We start from the raw sequence: 17,441 nt of genomic DNA, 5'->3' as shown, positions 1-17,441 counted from the left end.
ACGGGCGATCAGTTGGTCTGCTGGATCGCTGACAATTCCCAGGTGCCGCCCGGACGTCGGGCAAAGGTCCAGACTTCGGTGGCCTCGCCCGGCTGCTCGCTGCCGGCGACAATCGCGCCGGTATTGCGGTCGAGCGTCTTGTCGGTGAGCGCGAAGCGCAGCGCCACCGTCGCGTAATCGGTCTCGCCTTCGCGCCAGGATTCCGCGAGGTCGCCCTGCAACAGCTTCACACCGCTGACCTTGTTGACGACATTGCGCGCGCGGTTCTGGCCGAGGTCCTGCTCGAAATAGGAGACCATTTCCGGCGTCGCGAGCGTGTGCAGCTTGGCCACGTCCTCGTTGGACCAGGCCGACTGGACGTCGCTGAGCAGGCGCTCGAACGCTTCATAGTCGTCCGGCTTGATCTCGAGCGGTGCGTTGTTGGCGCCGAAGCCGAAGCCACCGCCAAGACCACTACGATTGTTCGCCTGCGGTCCCGGACCGGCACCGGCGTCAGCATTGGCATAGGCCGCCTGCGGGGTGTGGCGGCGCTGCCACCAGGACATCGCCAGCCGAACCACGAGCACCACGAGGACGATCTGGATGATCAGGCCGATGATCGACGACAGGCCACCGAGGCCGCCGAACAGGCCACCGCCGAACAGCATGCCGAGCAGGCCCGCGCCGAGGAACCCGGCCGCAAGGCCGCCCATGAAGCCGCCGGCCCGGCCGAACAGACCGCCACGCGCGGGTGCGGCGGCAGCCGAATTCATGCCTGCGCCCGGCTGGGTGTAGGTCCGATTGAACTGCGAGGTCGAGCCCGGCGCGGTCGTGGTCGATGGCGGGGCCGAATAGGTGCGCGAACCGCGCGAACCCGACGACATACCGCCACCGACGCGCGCGTCGGCGGACGAGATCGCCAGCGCAGTCGGCAGCGCAAGCGCCAGCACGACGGCAATCGTCTTGAAGAGACTGCGGGAGCGTTGCGAGAAATTCATGTTGGTTTCCCAGATCCCCGGCATGGGGATGTGCCCCTAAGATGGGCAGCCTTCCGTAAAAAGGAAGCCACTATCGGAACTTATGGCTGCGGCCCTCAGTCGCGGGGATGTGGCAAAAGCCCATATTTGGCGGCGGCTTGGCCGGGTGTGCAAAGGAGCCGCGGTCGCCGGCTACCGGTCGGTTTGGCGACAGCAGTTCAGCTTTTTTCCGTCATTGCGAGCGAAGCGAAGCAATCCAGGCTGTTTCCGCGGAGGCAACTGGATTGCTTCGTCGCTTCGCTCCTCGCAATGACGGAGAATGTGGAGCCCGCGCCCTCACCCCGCCTTCGCCATCGTCTCCTTCACGGCCGCCACGAGCTGGCTAAGTGTGAACGGCTTGGGCAGGAAGTCGAACTGCTGGCCTTCGGGCAGGCTCTTCTCGAACGCGTCCTCGGCGTAGCCGGAAACGAAGATGAACTTGATGTCGGGGTTCTTCTCGCGCATCGCCTTGAGCAATGTCGGGCCGTCCATCTCCGGCATGACGACGTCGGACACGACGAGATCGATTCCGCCGCTCTGCTCTTCCAGCACCTCCAGCGCCTCGACGCCGTTCTCGGCCTCGACCACGGTGTAGCCGCGCGAGCGCAGCCCGCGTGCGTTGAGCGCGCGCAGACCCTCCTCGTCCTCGACCAGGAGGATGGTGCCCTGTCCGGTGAGATCGGTGCGGGGCTTGGCGTCCGCCACGGACCCGGCCTCCTTCGCGGCACCATTGCTGGCGCCAACGACCGGCGCCGGCTGCTCGACCTGCACCTCCGGCTCGGCATGATGGCGCGGCAGGAAGATGTGGAACGAGGTGCCCTGCCCGGGCTCGGAGTCCACGTAAATGAAACCGCCGGTCTGCTTGACGATGCCATAGACGGTGGAGAGCCCGAGGCCGGTGCCCTTGCCGACCTCCTTGGTCGAGAAGAACGGCTCGAAGATCTTGTCGCGGATGTCGGCGGGAATGCCGGTACCGGTGTCGGCGACCTCGATCCGCACATAGTCGGCGGCTGGCATGCCCTTGTAGGCCAGCCTGGCCGCTTCCTCGGTGGTGACGTTTGCGGTGCGGATGATCAGCTTGCCGCCGTCGGGCATGGCGTCGCGCGCGTTGACCGCGAGGTTGACGATGACCTGCTCGAACTGGGAGACGTCGACCTTGACCGGCCAGAGATCTCGGCCGTGGATGGTCTCGTGCTTGACCTTCTCGCCGATCAGCCGGCGCAGCAGCATGGCGAGATCGGAGAGCGCATCGCCGAGGTCGAGCACCTGCGGCCGCAGCGTCTGCCGGCGCGAGAACGCCAGCAACTGTCGCACCAGCGTGGCGGCCCGCGTCGCGTTCTGCTTGATCTGCATGATGTCCTGGAACGACGGGTCGGTCGGCTTGTGCGCGTTCAGCAGGAAGTCGTTCGCCATCATGATGGCGGAGAGCACGTTGTTGAAGTCGTGGGCGATGCCGCCCGCGAGCTGGCCGACGGTCTCCATCTTCTGCGACTGGTTGATCTGGTTCTCCAGCGCGCGCCGCTCGGTGGTCTCGAGCATGTGCACAATGGCGACTTCGGCGTCGTTCTCGGCCGCATCCACCGGCGTGACGAAGAACTGGCCCCAGCGCTCTCTGGTTCCTTCGAGCGCCACTTCGACCGGCGCGACGTCGGCCTGGCCCTCCGCAGCCTGGTTGATGGCCGCGATCAAAAGGTGCCGGTCGCGCGAATTGACCGCGCGGAAGATCGACTTGCTGGCGCTGTCGAGCCCCAGTGCCTGCCCGAGCTTGGCGTAGCGCGCATTGGCGCGCACGACGTTGCCGCCGCGGTCGACGGTGGCGATCGCCATCGGGGTATGGTCGAAAAAGCGCATGAAGCGCACTTCGGCGGCGCGGTCGGGATCGCTGCGCTCGTCGCGGGCACGGCTGATCACCAGCGTGCGCGACGGGCCCGGCGCACCGTCGGCGCCGAAGGCGAGCTTGTGATAGAGCCGAACCGGCATGGTCTTGCCGGTACGCATGCGCAGGTCGATGTCGAAGACTTCCGTCTTGACCTCGCCCGGCACCGCCACGATCGCGGTGAGCAGCGAAGCACCGTCGCCGGAGACGATGTCGGTGAGCTTCAGCCCGCCCGAGCCGATCTCGGCGAGGTCGTAGTCGAGCCAGTTCGCCAGCGTCGCGTTGACGTAAGCGAGCTCCCCGGCCGGATTGACCGAGAAGAAGCCGCAGGGCGCGTGATCGAGATATTCGATCGCGTGCTGGAGTTCCTGGAACACGTCCTCCTGGCGCTCGCGGTCGCGGGTGATGTCTGCGATCGACCACACCGCGTATCTCGTCTCGCGCTTGCCGGTGCCGAGGGGCCGCACCCGCATGCGGAGCCAGCGGCCCTGGCTGCCATGATTGCCGGAGATGCGGACCTCTTCCTGCTGCCGCTTGCCTTCGCGCGCGGCTTTCAACAGGCGGAACACCGCCTCGGAGACGTCGGGGTTGCCGATGAAGACGCGCTCCACGGGGCGCACGTCCTGCGGACCGGCGGCGCCGGTCAGCGTCAGGTAGGCCGCATTGGAATAGACCACATGGCCGCGCGGGTCGGTCACGGCGAGGCCGTCGAAGGCGTGGTCGGCGATGCGCCCCATCACGGGATCGTCGAGATTGCGATCGGCGAAGCGGATGATGCCGGCGGCGAAGGCGAACAGGTTGAACAGGCCGACCATCGCCAGCACGGCGAGGATACCGAGGATATAGGGCTGGGCCTGCGCGCGCCCGAGCGTCATCAACCCGACGGCAACGGCGACGAGGCCGGCGGCCACCAGCAGCACCAGCGCAATGCTGCCCGAGCGCGGCGACGGCTCGTGCGCCGCAACGGGCTCGCGTGTGAGGTCGTGGTCGGTCTCGGCAGTCATCTCAAGCTGGCACAAGCCTGTCGGCAGAGAATCAACGCGCTACAGGGCGCGCAGGGTCCTCCCTGCCTGAATCGGACCCGCAGGCGCAAGGGCAGCAGGGGCGAAAGGTACGCTGATTCCCAGATTACGGCCATTTCCAGTACTTTTCAGGGGTTTTATTGCCGGGTGGCACCGAATCCGCTCTTTAGACGCATGACGTAGCCGATGACTTCGGCGACCGCATGGTAGTGCTCGGTCGGGATTTCCTCGTCGATCTCGACGGTGGCGTAGAGCGCGCGGGCGAGCGGCACGTTCTCGACGATCGGGATGTCGTGCTCGCGCGCGATCTCCCGGATCTTGAAAGCGAGGTTGTCGACGCCCTTGGCGACGCAGATCGGCGCCGACATGCCGCGCTCGTAGGACAACGCGATCGAATAGTGGGTCGGGTTGGTGATGATCACCGAGGCCTTGGGAACCGCCGCCATCATGCGCTTCTTGGAGCGCTGCTGGCGCAGTTGCCTGAGCTTGCCCTTGATGTGCGGGTCGCCTTCGGACTGCTTGTACTCTTCCTTGATCTCCTGGAGCGACATCTTCTGCCGCTGGAACCAGCTGCGATACTGGAAGAAATAGTCGCCGATGGCGATGATCGCGAGCGCCGCGACCACCGCGCCGAGCAGATGAATGGTCAGGCTGGTGGAGGCGCCGAGCAGGGCAGCCGGATCGAGCCTGACCATCGCCTCCATGCGATGCCGCTCCGGCCACAGGATCACGGTCATGACCGCGCCGAGCACGATCAGCTTGCCGAGACCCTTGAGGAAGTTCGCCGCCGCTTGCTTGCCGAAGATGCGCTTGAGGCCTTCGGCAGGCGACAGCTTGCTGAACTTGGGCTTGAGGGATTCGGCCGACCAGACCAGTCGGTGCTGCAGCACGTTGCCGGCAATTGCCGCCAGCACCAGCATCAGTAGCGGCACGCCCACCGCCGCCAGCACCGCGACTTCGATCTGCTGCATCAGGGCGAGCAGAGCCCTGCCGTCGGTCTTGATCATCCAGGAATTGGCGAGCAGGTTGCGCATCGGCGCCAACAGCCCGCTGCCGACCGATCCCGAGAAGCTCGAGACGACGAGCGTGGCGCCCGCGATCATGAACCAGGTGTTGATCTCCTGGCTCTTGGCGACGTCACCGCGTTCGAGCGCCTCTTCGAGACGTTTTTGCGTCGGGTCTTCTGTTTGACTCTCTGGATCGTTGTCTTCCGCCATCGATCACCCGGTCACTTGAGTGGCATCATCTGGTGCATGACACCGATGAAGTAGTCGAGAAAGGTGCCCATCATCGCCGTGAGCACGACGGCAAGCACCAGGAAGCCGGCGAAGATCGACAGCGGCACGCCGACGAAATAGACCTGCATCTGCGGCATCAGCCGCGCCAGCACGCCGAGTCCGATGTTGAAGACGAGGCCGAACACCAGGAACGGTCCGGAAAGTTGCAAGCCCAGGCGGAACGCGGCGGCAAAGGCGCGCGTCGCCAGTGCGGCGACATCGCCGCTCGACACGGTCTCGCCCGGCGCGAAGATCGTGTAGCTGTCGTTCAGCGCCGCGATCACCAGATGATGGCTGTCGGTGGCGAACAGCAATGTCACCCCCAGTATCGTCAGGAAGTTGCCGACCAGCACGCCCTGCTGTCCCTGAGTCGGATCGACCGAAGTGACGAAGCCGAGCCCCATCTGCTGCGCGATCACGGCACCGGCAACCTGCAGCGCCGACAACGTCACCCGCGCGGTCGCTCCCAGCACGATGCCGATCACGATCTCATGCAGCATCAGGACCAGCAGCGGCGCGATCGAGCCCATGTCGACCTGATAGGCATTGCGATGCAGCGGCAGGATGATCAGCGTGAGCAGCAGCGCGATCGACAATTTGATCCGTGTCGGGATATTGGTCTCGCCCAGGCCCGGCAACAGCATCACCATCGCGCCGACCCGGGCAAAGGCGAGCATGAAGGAGGCGGCAAGCGCCGGCAGCAGCGAGACGTCGATGCGCATGATAGGCGCATAGTGCCTCAGCCGCCGATGATTCGCGACGATATCCGCAGCATGTGGGAATGCAGTGCGTCTGCCATGAATGGCAAGGCCAACAGCATTGTGGCAAAGATGGCCAGGATTTTCGGCACGTAGATCAGCGTCTGTTCCTGGATCTGCGTCAGCGCTTGGAACAGCGACACGACGACGCCGACCACGAGGCCGACCACCATCAGGGGCGACGACACGATCACGATCGTCCAGATCGCATCACGCGCGACGTCGAGGGTTTCCGGTCCGGTCATTTCGCGGTTCCTTTATTCAACTCTCATCCCCACCTCTTGATGAGGACACACGAACCAGAAAAATCAGATCGGCATCTTCATGATGTCTTCATAGGCCGCGATCACGCGGTCGCGGACAGAGACCAGCGTGGACACGGCGACGTCGGTATCTGCGACCGCCGTCACCACGTCCATCACGTTGGCCTTCCCGGCGGCCATCGCCACCGTCTGTGCGTCCGATTTACGGCCGGACTCCAGGACGCTGCCGACAGTATCTTTCAGAAGAGAGGCGAAGGACTGCCCGCTCGGCTCGCTGCCCTTGCCGGCACCGCTGTTCTCCAGCACGCGAGCGAGGTTTGCATAGGCGTTGGCGGCAATTGTCGGTGTTGCCATGGTTCAAATGTCCTGTTCAGCTCTTGAGGATGTCGAGGGTGCGCTGGATCATCCGGCGCGTCGCGCTGATGATGTTGAGGTTGGCCTCGTACGACCGCTGCGCGTCGCGCATGTCGGTCATCTCGACCACCGAGTTCACGTTGGGATATTTGACGTTACCGGTCGCATCCGCCGCCGGATTGTTCGGCTCGTATTTGGTGCGGAAATTGGACTGGTCGGGCTTGATCCTGCCGAGGGTGACGACCTGCGCGTCGAGTGTACGGTCGAGCGCGGAGGAGAAGGTCGGCACCTTGCGCCGGTAAGGATCGCCGCCGGCGGTCTGCGAGGTCGAATCCGCATTCGCGATATTCTCCGAGATCACCCGCATGCGCCCGGCCTGCGCCCGCAGACCGGAGGTCGCGATCGCCATTGAACGGGCAAAGTCGCTGCTGTCATTCGCCATGGTCTATCTCCAGCCCTAGCCCTTGCCGATCGCGGTCTTGAGCAGGTGCAGGCTCTTCGAATAGAGCGAGGTCGCCGCCGCATAATCCATCTGGTTGCTGGCGGCCTTCATCATCTCCTCTTCGAGATTGACGGCGTTGCCGGCGGGGCGTGTCTCAAAACCCGCATTCTTGTTCTGGTCGAATCCGGAGGCCGCGCCCGACGGCGCCATATGGGAACCGCTGGTGCGGGTGAGCGCCAAGGGACCCATCGAACCCGTGACGGCGCCGCTCCTGTCCAGCTTCGGCTCGACCAGGTCGCGCGGACGGAATTTGGGCGTGTCGGAATTGGAGACGTTCTCGGACAGGACGCGCTGGCGCTCCTGGTGCCATTGCATCTTGGTGCGAAGCGCCGATAGCACCGGAAGATCGTTGATGGACATCGTTGCGGCTCCTTCCGCCTCTCGGACCAGGTCCGAAGCTAGGCAGAATTTGCCGCCTGTATGGTTAACAGCCGGTTAAGGAGGTCGCAGGCAGCTGTCCCCCGGCGGGACACCACTGCGCGTGCCCCGTGATTCTACGCCTCCAAAAGCGGCATTAACCCAACCGCTTGGCGGCGCATTCACAGGTCAAGAAGTCGTTTTGGATCGAGCGATTCATGGGTTATTAAGAGTTGGGGACGGCAAAACTTGCCGTGGGACGTTAAGAAATCGCAGTTTGGGGCAACGTAAGCCGGTGGTTGGCGCATCTGACCACTGGCCCGAGACAAGCGCCATTTGTCGGGGACAAGTATGCAAGGCAGCCCTATCACCTTCATCGTCGCGTTCATCGTCGTTCTGGCGTTGATCGGCGTCGCTGCATGGCTGGTTCGCCGATTCGCCACCAGCCGGCTTGGCGCAAACACCCAGCGCGGCCGGATGCCCCGGCTCGCCGTGATCGATGCCGCCGCGGTCGACGGCCGCCGCCGTCTGGTGCTGGTCCGGCGTGACAATGTCGAGCATCTTCTGATGATCGGTGGCCCCACCGACATCGTCGTCGAACCCAACATCGTGCGCGCAGCACCCAGCCGCGACCAGCTCCCGCAGCGTTCCAATGCCGCCGAGCCGCCGCGTCTTGCGCCGATGCATGATACCAGCAGCTGGGCCGACGAAGCACCGCGGCCCGAGCTGCTCGATCATCCCGAGCCGCAAATGCCCGAGCCGCCACCGCGGCCCGCGCGTCCCTCCTTCGCCGACGAAGTGCGCCGGCCCGCTCCCGGGCTGGCCGAACGCCGCAACGAGCCGCCACTGGCCGGCTTCACCTCCGAGCCGCTCGCGCCGCGCCCCGAGCGCGAGCCGCGTCCCGAACCTATTCCGCCGCGCGTTGCGCGCAACGAACCCCCTCTGATGCCGCGCCCGCCCCGCCAGAGCGAGCCGGTAAAGGCGCCTCCGGTGCGCTCCGAGCGCGTAGCCGCGCCTCCTCCGCCTGTGCCGCAGGCTCCGCCCGTTCCGCCGCCGGCGTCCGCTCCTGGGGGGCCATCGAGCGCCGAGCAGAATCTCGCCGAGATGGCGCAGCGGCTCGAAGCTGCGCTGCGCCGCCCCGCCGGCGAGACGCTTGCCCCACCGGTCGCCCCGGAGCCCCCGGCCGCTCCTCCGCGTGTGGCCCGCAGCGAGCCGCCGGCGCCACCGGCACCTGCCGCAAAGCCGGCTCCGGAAAAGACCAGCTTTGAAAATCTCGAAGACGAGATGGCCTCGTTGCTCGGCCGTCCGAAGCCGTCTTCGTGAGGCTGCCGGCCCTCCCGCGTAGAGTTTTTCTTCTTTCTGTCCTGATCGGCGCGGCTTCGCTCGCGATGCCGGCACATGCGCAGGACATCAGCATCAATCTCGGCGGCGGAGGCGCTGGCGGTGGCGGCGTCACCGAGCGCGCGATCCAGCTGATCGCGCTGCTGACGGTGCTGTCGATCGCACCGTCGATCCTGATCATGATGACGTCGTTCACGCGCATCGTGGTCGTGCTGTCGCTGCTGCGCACCGCGATGGGCACAGCGACCGCCCCGCCGAACTCGGTGATCATCGCCCTGGCGATGTTCCTCACCTTCTTCGTGATGGGACCCGTCCTGCAAAAATCCTACGACGAAGGCATCCGTCCGCTCGTCGCAAATCAGCTCGGCGTCGAGGACGCGCTTCAGCGCGCCTCCGTCCCCCTGCGCGGCTTCATGCAGAAGAACGTGCGCGAGAAGGACCTCAAGCTGTTCCTGGACCTCTCCGGCGAGCCGCCGCCGGCAACCCCCGACGAGCTCGGCTTACGCATCCTCGTCCCCGCCTTCATGATCTCGGAGCTGAAGCGTGCCTTCGAGATCGGCTTTCTGCTGTTCCTCCCCTTCCTGATCATCGACCTCGTCGTCGCGTCCGTGCTGATGTCGATGGGGATGATGATGCTGCCGCCGGCAACGATCTCGCTGCCGTTCAAGTTGATCTTCTTCGTGCTGGTCGACGGCTGGTCGCTGGTGGCAGGCAGTCTGGTGCAGAGTTACGGGGGGTAGCGGTCCTGGGCAGCGGTCAGCGACCCTATTCTCTCTAGCCCGATGCTTGTAGGCGTGCACTTGAGCTTACCAGCGTAAGGCGGAAGCCTGCCATCGTCAGCGCGTTCGGCGGCTCGTGACATATCGGAATATGCTCAGGTTGCGCATTCATTGGGTCATTGATATGATGGTCATCATCCCTAGATCCGAAGCGGCTTATGACCAGCAACGTCGAAAACCATCTGCTCGCTCGGGTCGTGCCGCTTGGTCTTCAGGTCGCCGTTCTTGCTGCGTTGTCTGCGAGTGGCACGTTGGCCACCAACATTCTGTTGCCTTCGCTACCGAGTATCGCCGTCGCGGTAGGCGTCACCAGCGCTCAGGTAACGTCAACTATCACCATATTCCTCGCCATGTTCGCGGTCGGACAACTCGTTGTCGGTCCATTGTCGGATCGTTTCGGCCGGCGCATACCCGTGATGATCGGGTTTGCTGTATTTTTCGCAGGTAGCATATGGTGCGCGTTAGCCAATGATTTGGCGGCACTATTGATTGGTCGCGTTGTGCAGGCCGGTGGCGCATGTGCCACGTCTGTCCTTTCGCGAGCTATCGCAAGAGATCTTTTCCAGGGCGAAAAGCTAGCGCGCGTGCTCACCTTTGTTATGGTTGCGATGGCAGCGGCGCCCGGATTCTCGCCCCTGGTCGGTGGCGCGCTGGATCATTTTTTTGGCTGGCGTTCAGCCTTTGTGTTCGTCGGAATCTTCGCCGTCGTCGCCGCTTTAGCATTTCTTGCGGCTTTCGGAGAAACGCACCACGCGCCACGAGCCGAGTTCGATTTCTCGACGATCTCCAAGAATTACTGGTTGCTATCGACTGACCGCCGTTTCCTGGTTCCTGCCGCAACTGTTAGCCTCATCTTAGGTGCGCTGTTTGCAATGTTTTCGGCGTTGCCGCGTGTCTTGATAGAAGGCCTCGACTTCACACCCATGCAACTCGGCCTGTTCTTCGCAGGCACTGTCATGATCGTCTTTAGTGCTGGCATTATCGCTACCAGAATTGTTCCGCACCTTGGTCTCGACCGATCGATTTGCATCGGTCTCGCGCTGGCCTGTGTCGGCGGCGGCATGGTGTTGCTATTCGCGCTTTTCGACGGGCGCTTTTTGCCATTTCTTGTCGGCGCATGTGTATTCCTGCTGGGCATGGGCATGGTCAATCCGCTCTGCAGCGCGCAAGCTCTTTCGCCATTCGGCGATCGCGCCGGTGCTGCCTCGGCCCTGTTAGGTTTCTGGCAGATGTTGGCCGCGGCGCTAGGCGTATCGCTTGCGGCGGTGATCGCAAGCAACCCCATGATCGGGCTTGGTCTTGTGCTAGTGCTTGCCTCGAGCTTGGCCTCGGCAATTTATCAGGTGCGGGGAAAGCTCAATTAAGCCCGTTAACGTCGCTTGCTGGCCTTAGCTGCTTCCCTGTTTCCACGCCCTACGATCGGTTCACGGGGCATATGTTTCTCACAAGGGACCTGGAGCCCTCAGCCGACTAGCAAAGGCAAACGGGCCATGTCCGGTCTCAAAGACTGAATGGACAAGGCCTACGTCCTCGCGGACTGATCGGGTTGATGAGTACGCGGGCGATAGTCTTCGGCCCTGCCCGTCACTTGAGAGCTGGCTCACGGGTCCCTGTCGCGAGGCCAAGAAGGAGCGGCGATCCTATCGCGGCATCTTGATCTGGCGCACGACGGGGATCGTGGGCAGCGAGCCGGTGTGGTCGGACTCGTCCTTGGCCTGTGGAGAGGCCGGCGCGCGGGCGGTGGCGTCGGGAAAGCGCTGCTTCATCTCGCGCAGGAAGCCGTCGAGCGTGTCGACGCTGGCAGCCAGCTTGGCGATATCGGCAAATTCGGCGCTGGAAGCGCCGGTCGGTTTGCTCGCGATGTCGAAGGCGAGCCGATCGGCGCTCTCGCTCATCAGCGGCGCATATTTCTCGCGGAAGCGCGACATGCCGATCGAGTCGTCGGCGAGCGCATAACCGACGGCGGCGCGGATGATGTCGCTTTTCTCCACCGCGTTGAGCGGCTTGAAGTCACGGAAGCGCTCGCCGTAATAGAGCTCGATCTGCTCGGCGGATTCACGCCAGCGCCGCGCCGCCCAGAAGATATCCGAGCGTAGGCGCAGCACCTCGCGGCCTGTAACGTTGGAGACGATATCGAGCGCAAGATCGTGGCGGCCGACGTCGCTCTGTGCACGCGCCTCCAGCAGCAGGCGTTGCTGCCTGAGCTCGCCTGAGAGGTCGCTGATCCGGCTCGCGCGCAACGCCGTGATCGCCATGTCGGGTCTGCGATTGGCGAGATAGATCATGGAGAGGCGCGCGGCGACTTGCGCACGCGCCGCGCCTTCGAGGCGATGGTCGACCTGGTATTGCAGGAGCTCGGCGGCCTGGTCGAGCAGATCGATCGAGGCGAGACGGTCGGCGAGGCGTCGGATCAGTTCGTCGCCGCGCCGGCCGATCGGCGTCAGCTCACGGAACTCGTAGAACATCCCGAGCGATTCGATCGGCGGCAGCTCGTCGCCCTTGGGTCCCAGGAAGAGCTGCGTAAACAGGTCGGAGGCGAGGTCTTGCGCCTGGCGCGAGGCTTCCGCGTTCGGCTGCAGCTTTGTCGCGGTGCGCGCCGCGGTGAGCGCGTCCCGGTAGCGTCCGTTCTCTGCAAACATCTGCGACAGCATCTGCAGCGTCTTGACCTCAATCGAGTCGCCGCGCCAGGTCATCGAGAGCGTTTCGAGCTCGCGCAACGCGTCTTCCTTGCCGATCTCGTCGCGCTTCTGCCGCAGCGCGACCTCGAGCTGCTTGGCCTCGGCCGCAGCCGGCCGATCGGACGAGCCGCCGGCGAACTTGTAGTCGTCGAGCGCGTCCTTGTCGTGGCCGAGCGCCTCGGCAAGCCGGCCGCGCAGCACGGCAAAGCCGGGCGCGGCCTCGGGCGAGACGCCGACCACCTCGAGCTCGCTGCGGCGCTTGGAGGCGCCCGCATAGTCCTTCACCTCGAGCGAAGCGCGCATCGCCTCCATCGTCACGATGCGCTGGATGTCGAGCGGTAGCGAGGCGATGGCGAATTCGACGTTCTTGAACTTCTCGCGCGCGTCCGCCCATTTGCCTTGGCGCGCATAGGCGAGCGCTTTCCAGAGCTGGGAATCGTGGCTGTTGCCGATCACGGGGTTGGCGAGGTCCTTCAGGCCCTGCGCCGGCCGACCGATCAGGATGCTCGCGATCGCATGCATGATCAGCGCACCGCTCTCCTCCTTGTTGAGAGGATCGGCGAGCATCAATTCGGTGACGGCCTTCGCCTCGTGATACATCGCGCGCGACATGTAGAATTGCGCGAGGTCGAGCCGCGGCAGGGAACGCATCGCCGGTTCGAGGTTGGCGATCGCCGTGATCAGCTCGTTCTGGCGCGCTATGAAATTTTCCGACTGGCCCTTGCGCCAACCTTCGGGGCTGAAGACCGGCCGCACTGCGGTCGGCGCGCGCTCGGCCGAGATGTCGACCGGGGACAGCGTCAGCCCGCCCTTTTTGCCGAGGATGACCTTGTCAGCCCCGACCTCGACGCCGACCTCGTCGGAATTCGGCCGGATCGCGATGCCATGCGCGGATTCCAGCAGCGCGAGATCGACGAGGTCCTGCCGCTTGATGAAGCCGCGCACCGGCCGCTGCGCGGTGATGACATAGAGCGTGTCGCCGGCATCGGGATCGGTGAGCTTGTGCAGGAGCCCCGGATTGGCGAAGGGGATCGCGATGTTGGCGAGCGCCGGGTCGGTGATGTTGCGCGAGATCATCAGCGGCAGCGGCGTCGCCTGGATCTTGTCGGCGAGGGTCAAGAGCCAGTTGGTCTGCTTGCCGACCTCCTCGCTCGACAGCGAATAGACCAGCGGCCGGGTGAGACGGATGCGCACCGCCTGTCCCTTCTCGAGCGGGACGCGGCCGACCTCGCCGATCATCGCGCCGCCCTTGGTGCGGATCGCCTCGACGTCGATCGGCTTTGCCGTATCGAACACCAGCCAAACGGTGTCGCCGCGGCGGAACGCCGCCGCAGGGGTTGCGACCTGAAGCGGGAAAGTTACCCGCAGGCCGTCGCTGTCGCGGCGGACATCGACGCTGGCACCAGTCGGCTGCGGCGCAGCGGGCGCCTCTGCTGGCGCGGCCTTGACGGGCTCCTTGACCGGCTCTTTGGCAGCATCCTTCACGACCTCTTGAGGCGCTTCGGCCATGACCGGCTTGGCGGGCGCGACCGCAGCGTCTGCAACTGGCGCGACAGACTTCGAAACTTCCTTGGGCGCTTCCTTGGGCGCTTGCGCAGCGGGCGCGGCTTCGGATGCAGGAGCCGGCACCGATTTCGGCGCTTCAGCGGGCGGCATGGCGGCGGGCGCTTCCGGCTTCACCTCGGGCTTGGCATCGATCCTGGCTTCGCGCGCGATCGTCTCGGACGTCGGCGGCGCGATCTCACGATGCGCGTCCTTCGGCTTCTCGGCCGCCGGCTTTTCAGGCGCAGGCGCCGGTCCATGAGCGGCGGGCTTGGCCTGCGCGATCGCAGCTTCCGCCGACGTGGCCATCTTGCCCTTGTCCGGCTGGAAGGAGATGTCGACGACGTAGTTCTTCTCGTCGCGGAACGAATGCACGTCGGAATCGCCGATCAGCGCGATCTCGACACTGGTCTGGTCGATGTCGGCCTTCTGCTTGATCGAGGCGACGTTCGGCGGCGCTGCGACGACCGCGTCCGCCAGATCGAAATTCAGGTTGGCGTTGAAGGCGAGCGTGAGCTTCTGTTCATTGAGCACGGAGGATACGCCGACGCCATCCGGCATCTCGAACACGAAGCGGACGAAGGTCGGCTGCACCGACGCGCGCACGCGGATCTGCGGCCGTTTCTTACTCTCCGCCGCGGCGCGCTGGGCGCGCAGCGCGCGTTCGGCGACGCGCGCGCGCTCGGCGAGTTCCTTGACCACGTCCATCGGCAAGCTCGGCGGCGGCCCCTTCCAACCCTCCGGCAAGAGGTCGATGAAGGTACGTTCGCCGGCATTCATGGTGTTGACGGTGACGCGCCGCGCCAGCGACAGGCGGATGGCGCCGCCATCGGGATCGCGGCGGGCGGAGTTGACGTAGTCGGGCGCGCCTTCCGGGACGCGATCGACGGGAACGTCGACCGCCCGGTCGAAACGGATGACGAGAATGGAGCCGGCCGTCGTAACCTCGGAGGGGACGTCCTCCCCGAGCTTGATCACGAGACGGGCAAAGCCGCCGCTGGCCGAGAAAGTCGCCTCGCCCCTGATCGCGTCGGCCGCCCGGACAGGCGCCGTGAAGCCGATCAGCAGGCTGGCTGCCAGCAGCGGCGCCGCGCGGACATGACGCGACAGCCTCCGCGCCAGGGCGCGGGCTCGCGACACAAATCCAGCGGCAGCGTCTCGCGCCATTGGCGGCATTACTTCCGGTTCGACGGTCCACGCCGGCATTGCTGCCGGCCCCTGCCCCAGACTGTAGATTTTGGCAATTAAGGACTTCTTAAGTATGAGCCCTCAATTCGGCTTTTGCGTCGGCCTGCCGTCGATCTTGGGCAGCTCGCCGGCCGAGGCGGACTGATCGCCGCCGCCATTGGCCCTGCGGGCCATCTCGACCGTCAGCCGCTCGGCGGCCTCCGGGGACATCAATCCCATGATGTCCGACATTTTTCGCGGCGCGATCTGCGAGGCGATCTCGATCAGCACGCCCATCTCGAGCCGGTCAAAGACCCGCGCGGCGTCCTTGGGCTTCATGCCCTCATACATGGTGACGAGGCCCTTCATGCGCTGGGCTTCGGCGGCCTTCTGCTCGGCCTGCGTCGCGGAGATACGGGTTTCTACCGCCTTCATCTCCTCGACCTTGTTTTCGATGCGCTTCTCGGCGGATTTCAACAGGCTCTCGCGGATGTCGATCTCGCGCTGGCGGGCCTCGATCTCCTGGCGACGCGACTGCAGGCGTTCCAGGATCGCCCGTTCCGAGGCGGAGATCTGCGGCTGGGCTTCCTCCTTGACCGCGGCGCCTTCGGACTTGGTGTCGGGTGCGGCCGGCTTCGGCGCCTCCTTCGGCGCGCCATGGGTCGAGCCCGTGATATCGGGATCCTCGCGGCTGGCCGGGAAGTTCAGATTCTCCTGCGCCCACGACTTCTTGGTCTGGCTCGGCTTGTAGTCGAAGACATAGCCGCCGTTGATCACAAGACCCGTGACCTTCAGCGTGGCCAGGCCAGCGACGGCAACCAGCACGATCGGAATGACGCGGATGTTGCGAAAAGACTTCATACCCTGACTTTATGCCGCAAGACCGTTGGATCGTCGGCGCTCGGAGAAGGCTTCGGCCGCAGCCGCCACCGCCTTCGCCGATGAAGGCTTGGCTGCGGGCGCGGCGACCGTTTCCGGGTTCGTCACGGGGCGCGCAGCGATTGCGATCTTGGACAGGCGCCGCACCACGTTGTCGGCTTCGCCGAGCTGCTTGTAGAGCTGCTCGGACATCTGGGTCGCCGCCGCAAGCTGGCTGCCGAGGTTCTCGTTGACGTCGCGCACGGCGAGCTTCAGCCCGCCGATCGCGCGCTCGGCGATCTCGGTTGCGGTGATCAGCTCGCCGATGACCGCCTTCAGCGAATGCTCGTCCGCCTTCAGCCGCGTCAGTCGCTTGTTGAGCGTGACGCAGTAGACGATGGTCAGCATCAGCAGGATAGCCACCAGCGTCTCGATCGCCATTCCCAGGGAGTGGTTCATGGGGCCTCCATCATCTTGTTCTGCTCGTCGACCTTTTCGAACATCGCAAGTGTCGTACTTGGCTTGCGCAAGGGTTTCGTCACCCGTATCGCGACGCGGTCGCCGACCCGGCCCATGCGTCCTTCGGTGATGGTGACGTCGCCGCAGCGAACGGTGACGCTGGCATCCGCGCGCATGTCCAGCGGCAGCGTGTCGCCGACCTTTAACCGCATCAGCTGCTTGAGCGGAATGTCGGCTTCGTAGAGCACGGCGTCGACGGAGATCTCGGCCTGGACGATCTCGGTGGCGAAATGGCCTTCCCAGATCTGGTCGCGGCCGAACTTTTCGCCCATGAACATCTGGAGCAGGACGCCCCGGATCGGCTCGATGGTCGCGTAAGGCAGCAAGAGCTCGATGTTGCCGCCGCGATCTTCCATGTCGATGCGCAGGCGCACCAGGATCGCGGCGTTGGCAGGACGGCTGATCGCGGCGAAACGTGGGTTGGTCTCGAGGCGGTCGATGGTGAAGGTCACCGGCGACAGCGGCCGGAACGCCTGTTCGGCATCGGCCATGACGACTTCGACCAATCGCTTGACCAACTCTGTCTCGATCGTGGTGTAGGGCCGTCCCTCGATGCGCAGCTGGCTCGAGCCGCGACGGCCGCCGAGCAGCACGTCGATCATCGAGTAGATCAGGCTGGAGTCGACCACGGCCATGCCGAAATTGTCCCACTCTTCGGCCTTGAAGACGGTGAGGACGGCGGGCAGCGGGATCGAGTTCATGTAGTCGCCGAAGCGCACCGAGGTGATGCGGTCGAGCGAGACTTCGACGTTGTCGGAGGTGAAATTGCGTAAGGACGTCGTCAGCAACCGCACCAGGCGGTCGAAGACGATTTCGAGCATCGGCAGACGCTCGTAGGAGACCATCGCCGAATCGATGATGGCGCGAATGCCGGAATGATCGTCGAGCGTGACGTCGCCGACCGCGAAGCCGAGGAGGTTATCGATCTCCTCCTGCGACAGCACGCGTTCGCCGGAATTCTTGCCGGCGCCGAGATCGCGGCTGCCATCCTCGACCATGGCCGCCCATTGCAGGGCCATGGTCTCGGATAGTTCGTTTTCCGCAGCAGCCTTCGCGGCCTCAGCGGGATCCTCGGAATCGAGCGAGGCCTCCCATTGGGCGGCAATTGCATCCTGGTCTGGTTGGTCGGTGCCTGCCATGATCCCTAGCCCGT

The 17,441-nt window shown here is 64.8% G+C and carries 15 protein-coding genes; 3 read left to right on the top strand and 12 right to left on the bottom strand.

Translation table 11 applies throughout. The features are described from left to right. Window positions 1–8 precede the first annotated feature (8 nt). The 8 genes from RX329_RS15425 to flgB form a co-directional block, all read right to left on the bottom strand. A complete protein-coding gene (locus tag RX329_RS15425; RefSeq protein ID WP_085349406.1) occupies window positions 9–1,001 on the bottom strand; it encodes a Tim44 domain-containing protein in 993 nt (330 codons plus the stop codon). 291 nt (window positions 1,002–1,292) lie between these two features. Then, window positions 1,293–3,875 carry a cell cycle histidine kinase CckA gene (cckA, locus tag RX329_RS15420; RefSeq protein WP_085349407.1) on the bottom strand — a complete coding sequence of 861 codons (2,583 nt, stop codon included), beginning with the start codon at window positions 3,873–3,875 and terminating at the stop codon, window positions 1,293–1,295. 155 nt (window positions 3,876–4,030) lie between these two features. After that, the gene (gene flhB / locus RX329_RS15415; RefSeq protein WP_085349408.1) at window positions 4,031–5,110 is read right to left on the bottom strand and encodes a flagellar biosynthesis protein FlhB; all 1,080 of its coding nucleotides are present in this window, start codon (window positions 5,108–5,110) and stop codon (window positions 4,031–4,033) included. An 11-nt stretch (window positions 5,111–5,121) separates the two neighbouring features. Then, on the bottom strand, window positions 5,122–5,892 hold the full coding sequence (gene fliR, locus RX329_RS15410; protein ID WP_007612283.1) for a flagellar biosynthetic protein FliR: 771 nt from the start codon (window positions 5,890–5,892) through the stop codon (window positions 5,122–5,124). 17 nt (window positions 5,893–5,909) lie between these two features. After that, the gene (gene fliQ, locus RX329_RS15405) at window positions 5,910–6,173 is read right to left on the bottom strand and encodes a flagellar biosynthesis protein FliQ (protein WP_007612284.1); all 264 of its coding nucleotides are present in this window, start codon (window positions 6,171–6,173) and stop codon (window positions 5,910–5,912) included. A 63-nt stretch (window positions 6,174–6,236) separates the two neighbouring features. Continuing rightward, the gene (gene fliE / locus RX329_RS15400) at window positions 6,237–6,545 is read right to left on the bottom strand and encodes a flagellar hook-basal body complex protein FliE (RefSeq protein WP_007612285.1); all 309 of its coding nucleotides are present in this window, start codon (window positions 6,543–6,545) and stop codon (window positions 6,237–6,239) included. 16 nt (window positions 6,546–6,561) lie between these two features. Beyond that, window positions 6,562–6,987, bottom strand: coding sequence for a flagellar basal body rod protein FlgC (flgC, locus tag RX329_RS15395; protein ID WP_007602149.1), 426 nt, complete (start codon window positions 6,985–6,987; stop codon window positions 6,562–6,564). 15 nt (window positions 6,988–7,002) lie between these two features. Continuing rightward, window positions 7,003–7,407, bottom strand: coding sequence for a flagellar basal body rod protein FlgB (flgB, locus tag RX329_RS15390; protein ID WP_085349409.1), 405 nt, complete (start codon window positions 7,405–7,407; stop codon window positions 7,003–7,005). Between the two features lie 348 nt (window positions 7,408–7,755). Here flgB and RX329_RS15385 point away from each other — a divergent pair, with 348 nt between their 5' ends. From RX329_RS15385 to RX329_RS15375, 3 genes are all read left to right on the top strand, one after another. Continuing rightward, entirely contained in the window at window positions 7,756–8,727 is a 972-nt protein-coding gene (locus RX329_RS15385) for a flagellar biosynthetic protein FliO (protein ID WP_085349410.1), read from the top strand. Next, complete coding sequence (gene fliP, locus RX329_RS15380; protein ID WP_035994574.1) at window positions 8,724–9,485, top strand: flagellar type III secretion system pore protein FliP; 762 nt, start codon at window positions 8,724–8,726, stop codon at window positions 9,483–9,485. The genes RX329_RS15385 and fliP overlap by 4 nt, the downstream gene beginning before the upstream one ends. 197 nt (window positions 9,486–9,682) lie before the next feature. Continuing rightward, window positions 9,683–10,888 carry a multidrug effflux MFS transporter gene (locus RX329_RS15375; RefSeq protein ID WP_085349411.1) on the top strand — a complete coding sequence of 402 codons (1,206 nt, stop codon included), beginning with the start codon at window positions 9,683–9,685 and terminating at the stop codon, window positions 10,886–10,888. A 276-nt stretch (window positions 10,889–11,164) separates the two neighbouring features. Here the strand turns inward: RX329_RS15375 and RX329_RS15370 are convergent, their stop codons facing one another. The 4 genes from RX329_RS15370 to fliM all read right to left on the bottom strand — a co-directional run bounded on the left by RX329_RS15370 (window position 11,165) and on the right by fliM (window position 17,427). After that, complete coding sequence (locus RX329_RS15370; RefSeq protein WP_166517481.1) at window positions 11,165–14,911, bottom strand: tetratricopeptide repeat protein; 3,747 nt, start codon at window positions 14,909–14,911, stop codon at window positions 11,165–11,167. Between the two features lie 102 nt (window positions 14,912–15,013). Then, window positions 15,014–15,772: a MotE family protein gene (locus RX329_RS15365; RefSeq protein WP_085349413.1), complete on the bottom strand. Its 759-nt coding sequence runs from the start codon at window positions 15,770–15,772 to the stop codon at window positions 15,014–15,016. Window positions 15,773–15,781: 9 nt separating this feature from the next. Beyond that, a complete protein-coding gene (locus RX329_RS15360; RefSeq protein ID WP_026233172.1) occupies window positions 15,782–16,228 on the bottom strand; it encodes a DUF6468 domain-containing protein in 447 nt (148 codons plus the stop codon). Further along, window positions 16,225–17,427, bottom strand: a complete 1,203-nt coding sequence (gene fliM, locus RX329_RS15355) for a flagellar motor switch protein FliM (protein WP_018456420.1) — start codon at window positions 17,425–17,427, stop codon at window positions 16,225–16,227. The genes RX329_RS15360 and fliM overlap by 4 nt, the downstream gene beginning before the upstream one ends. Window positions 17,428–17,441 lie beyond the last annotated feature (14 nt).

This window comes from Bradyrhizobium sp. BWC-3-1, from assembly GCF_032917965.1.
GTDB classification, from domain to species: Bacteria; Pseudomonadota; Alphaproteobacteria; order Rhizobiales; family Xanthobacteraceae; genus Bradyrhizobium; species Bradyrhizobium canariense_D.
The sequence above is the reverse complement of the archived record's forward strand: the minus strand, read 5'-3'. Positions and strand labels throughout refer to the sequence as shown.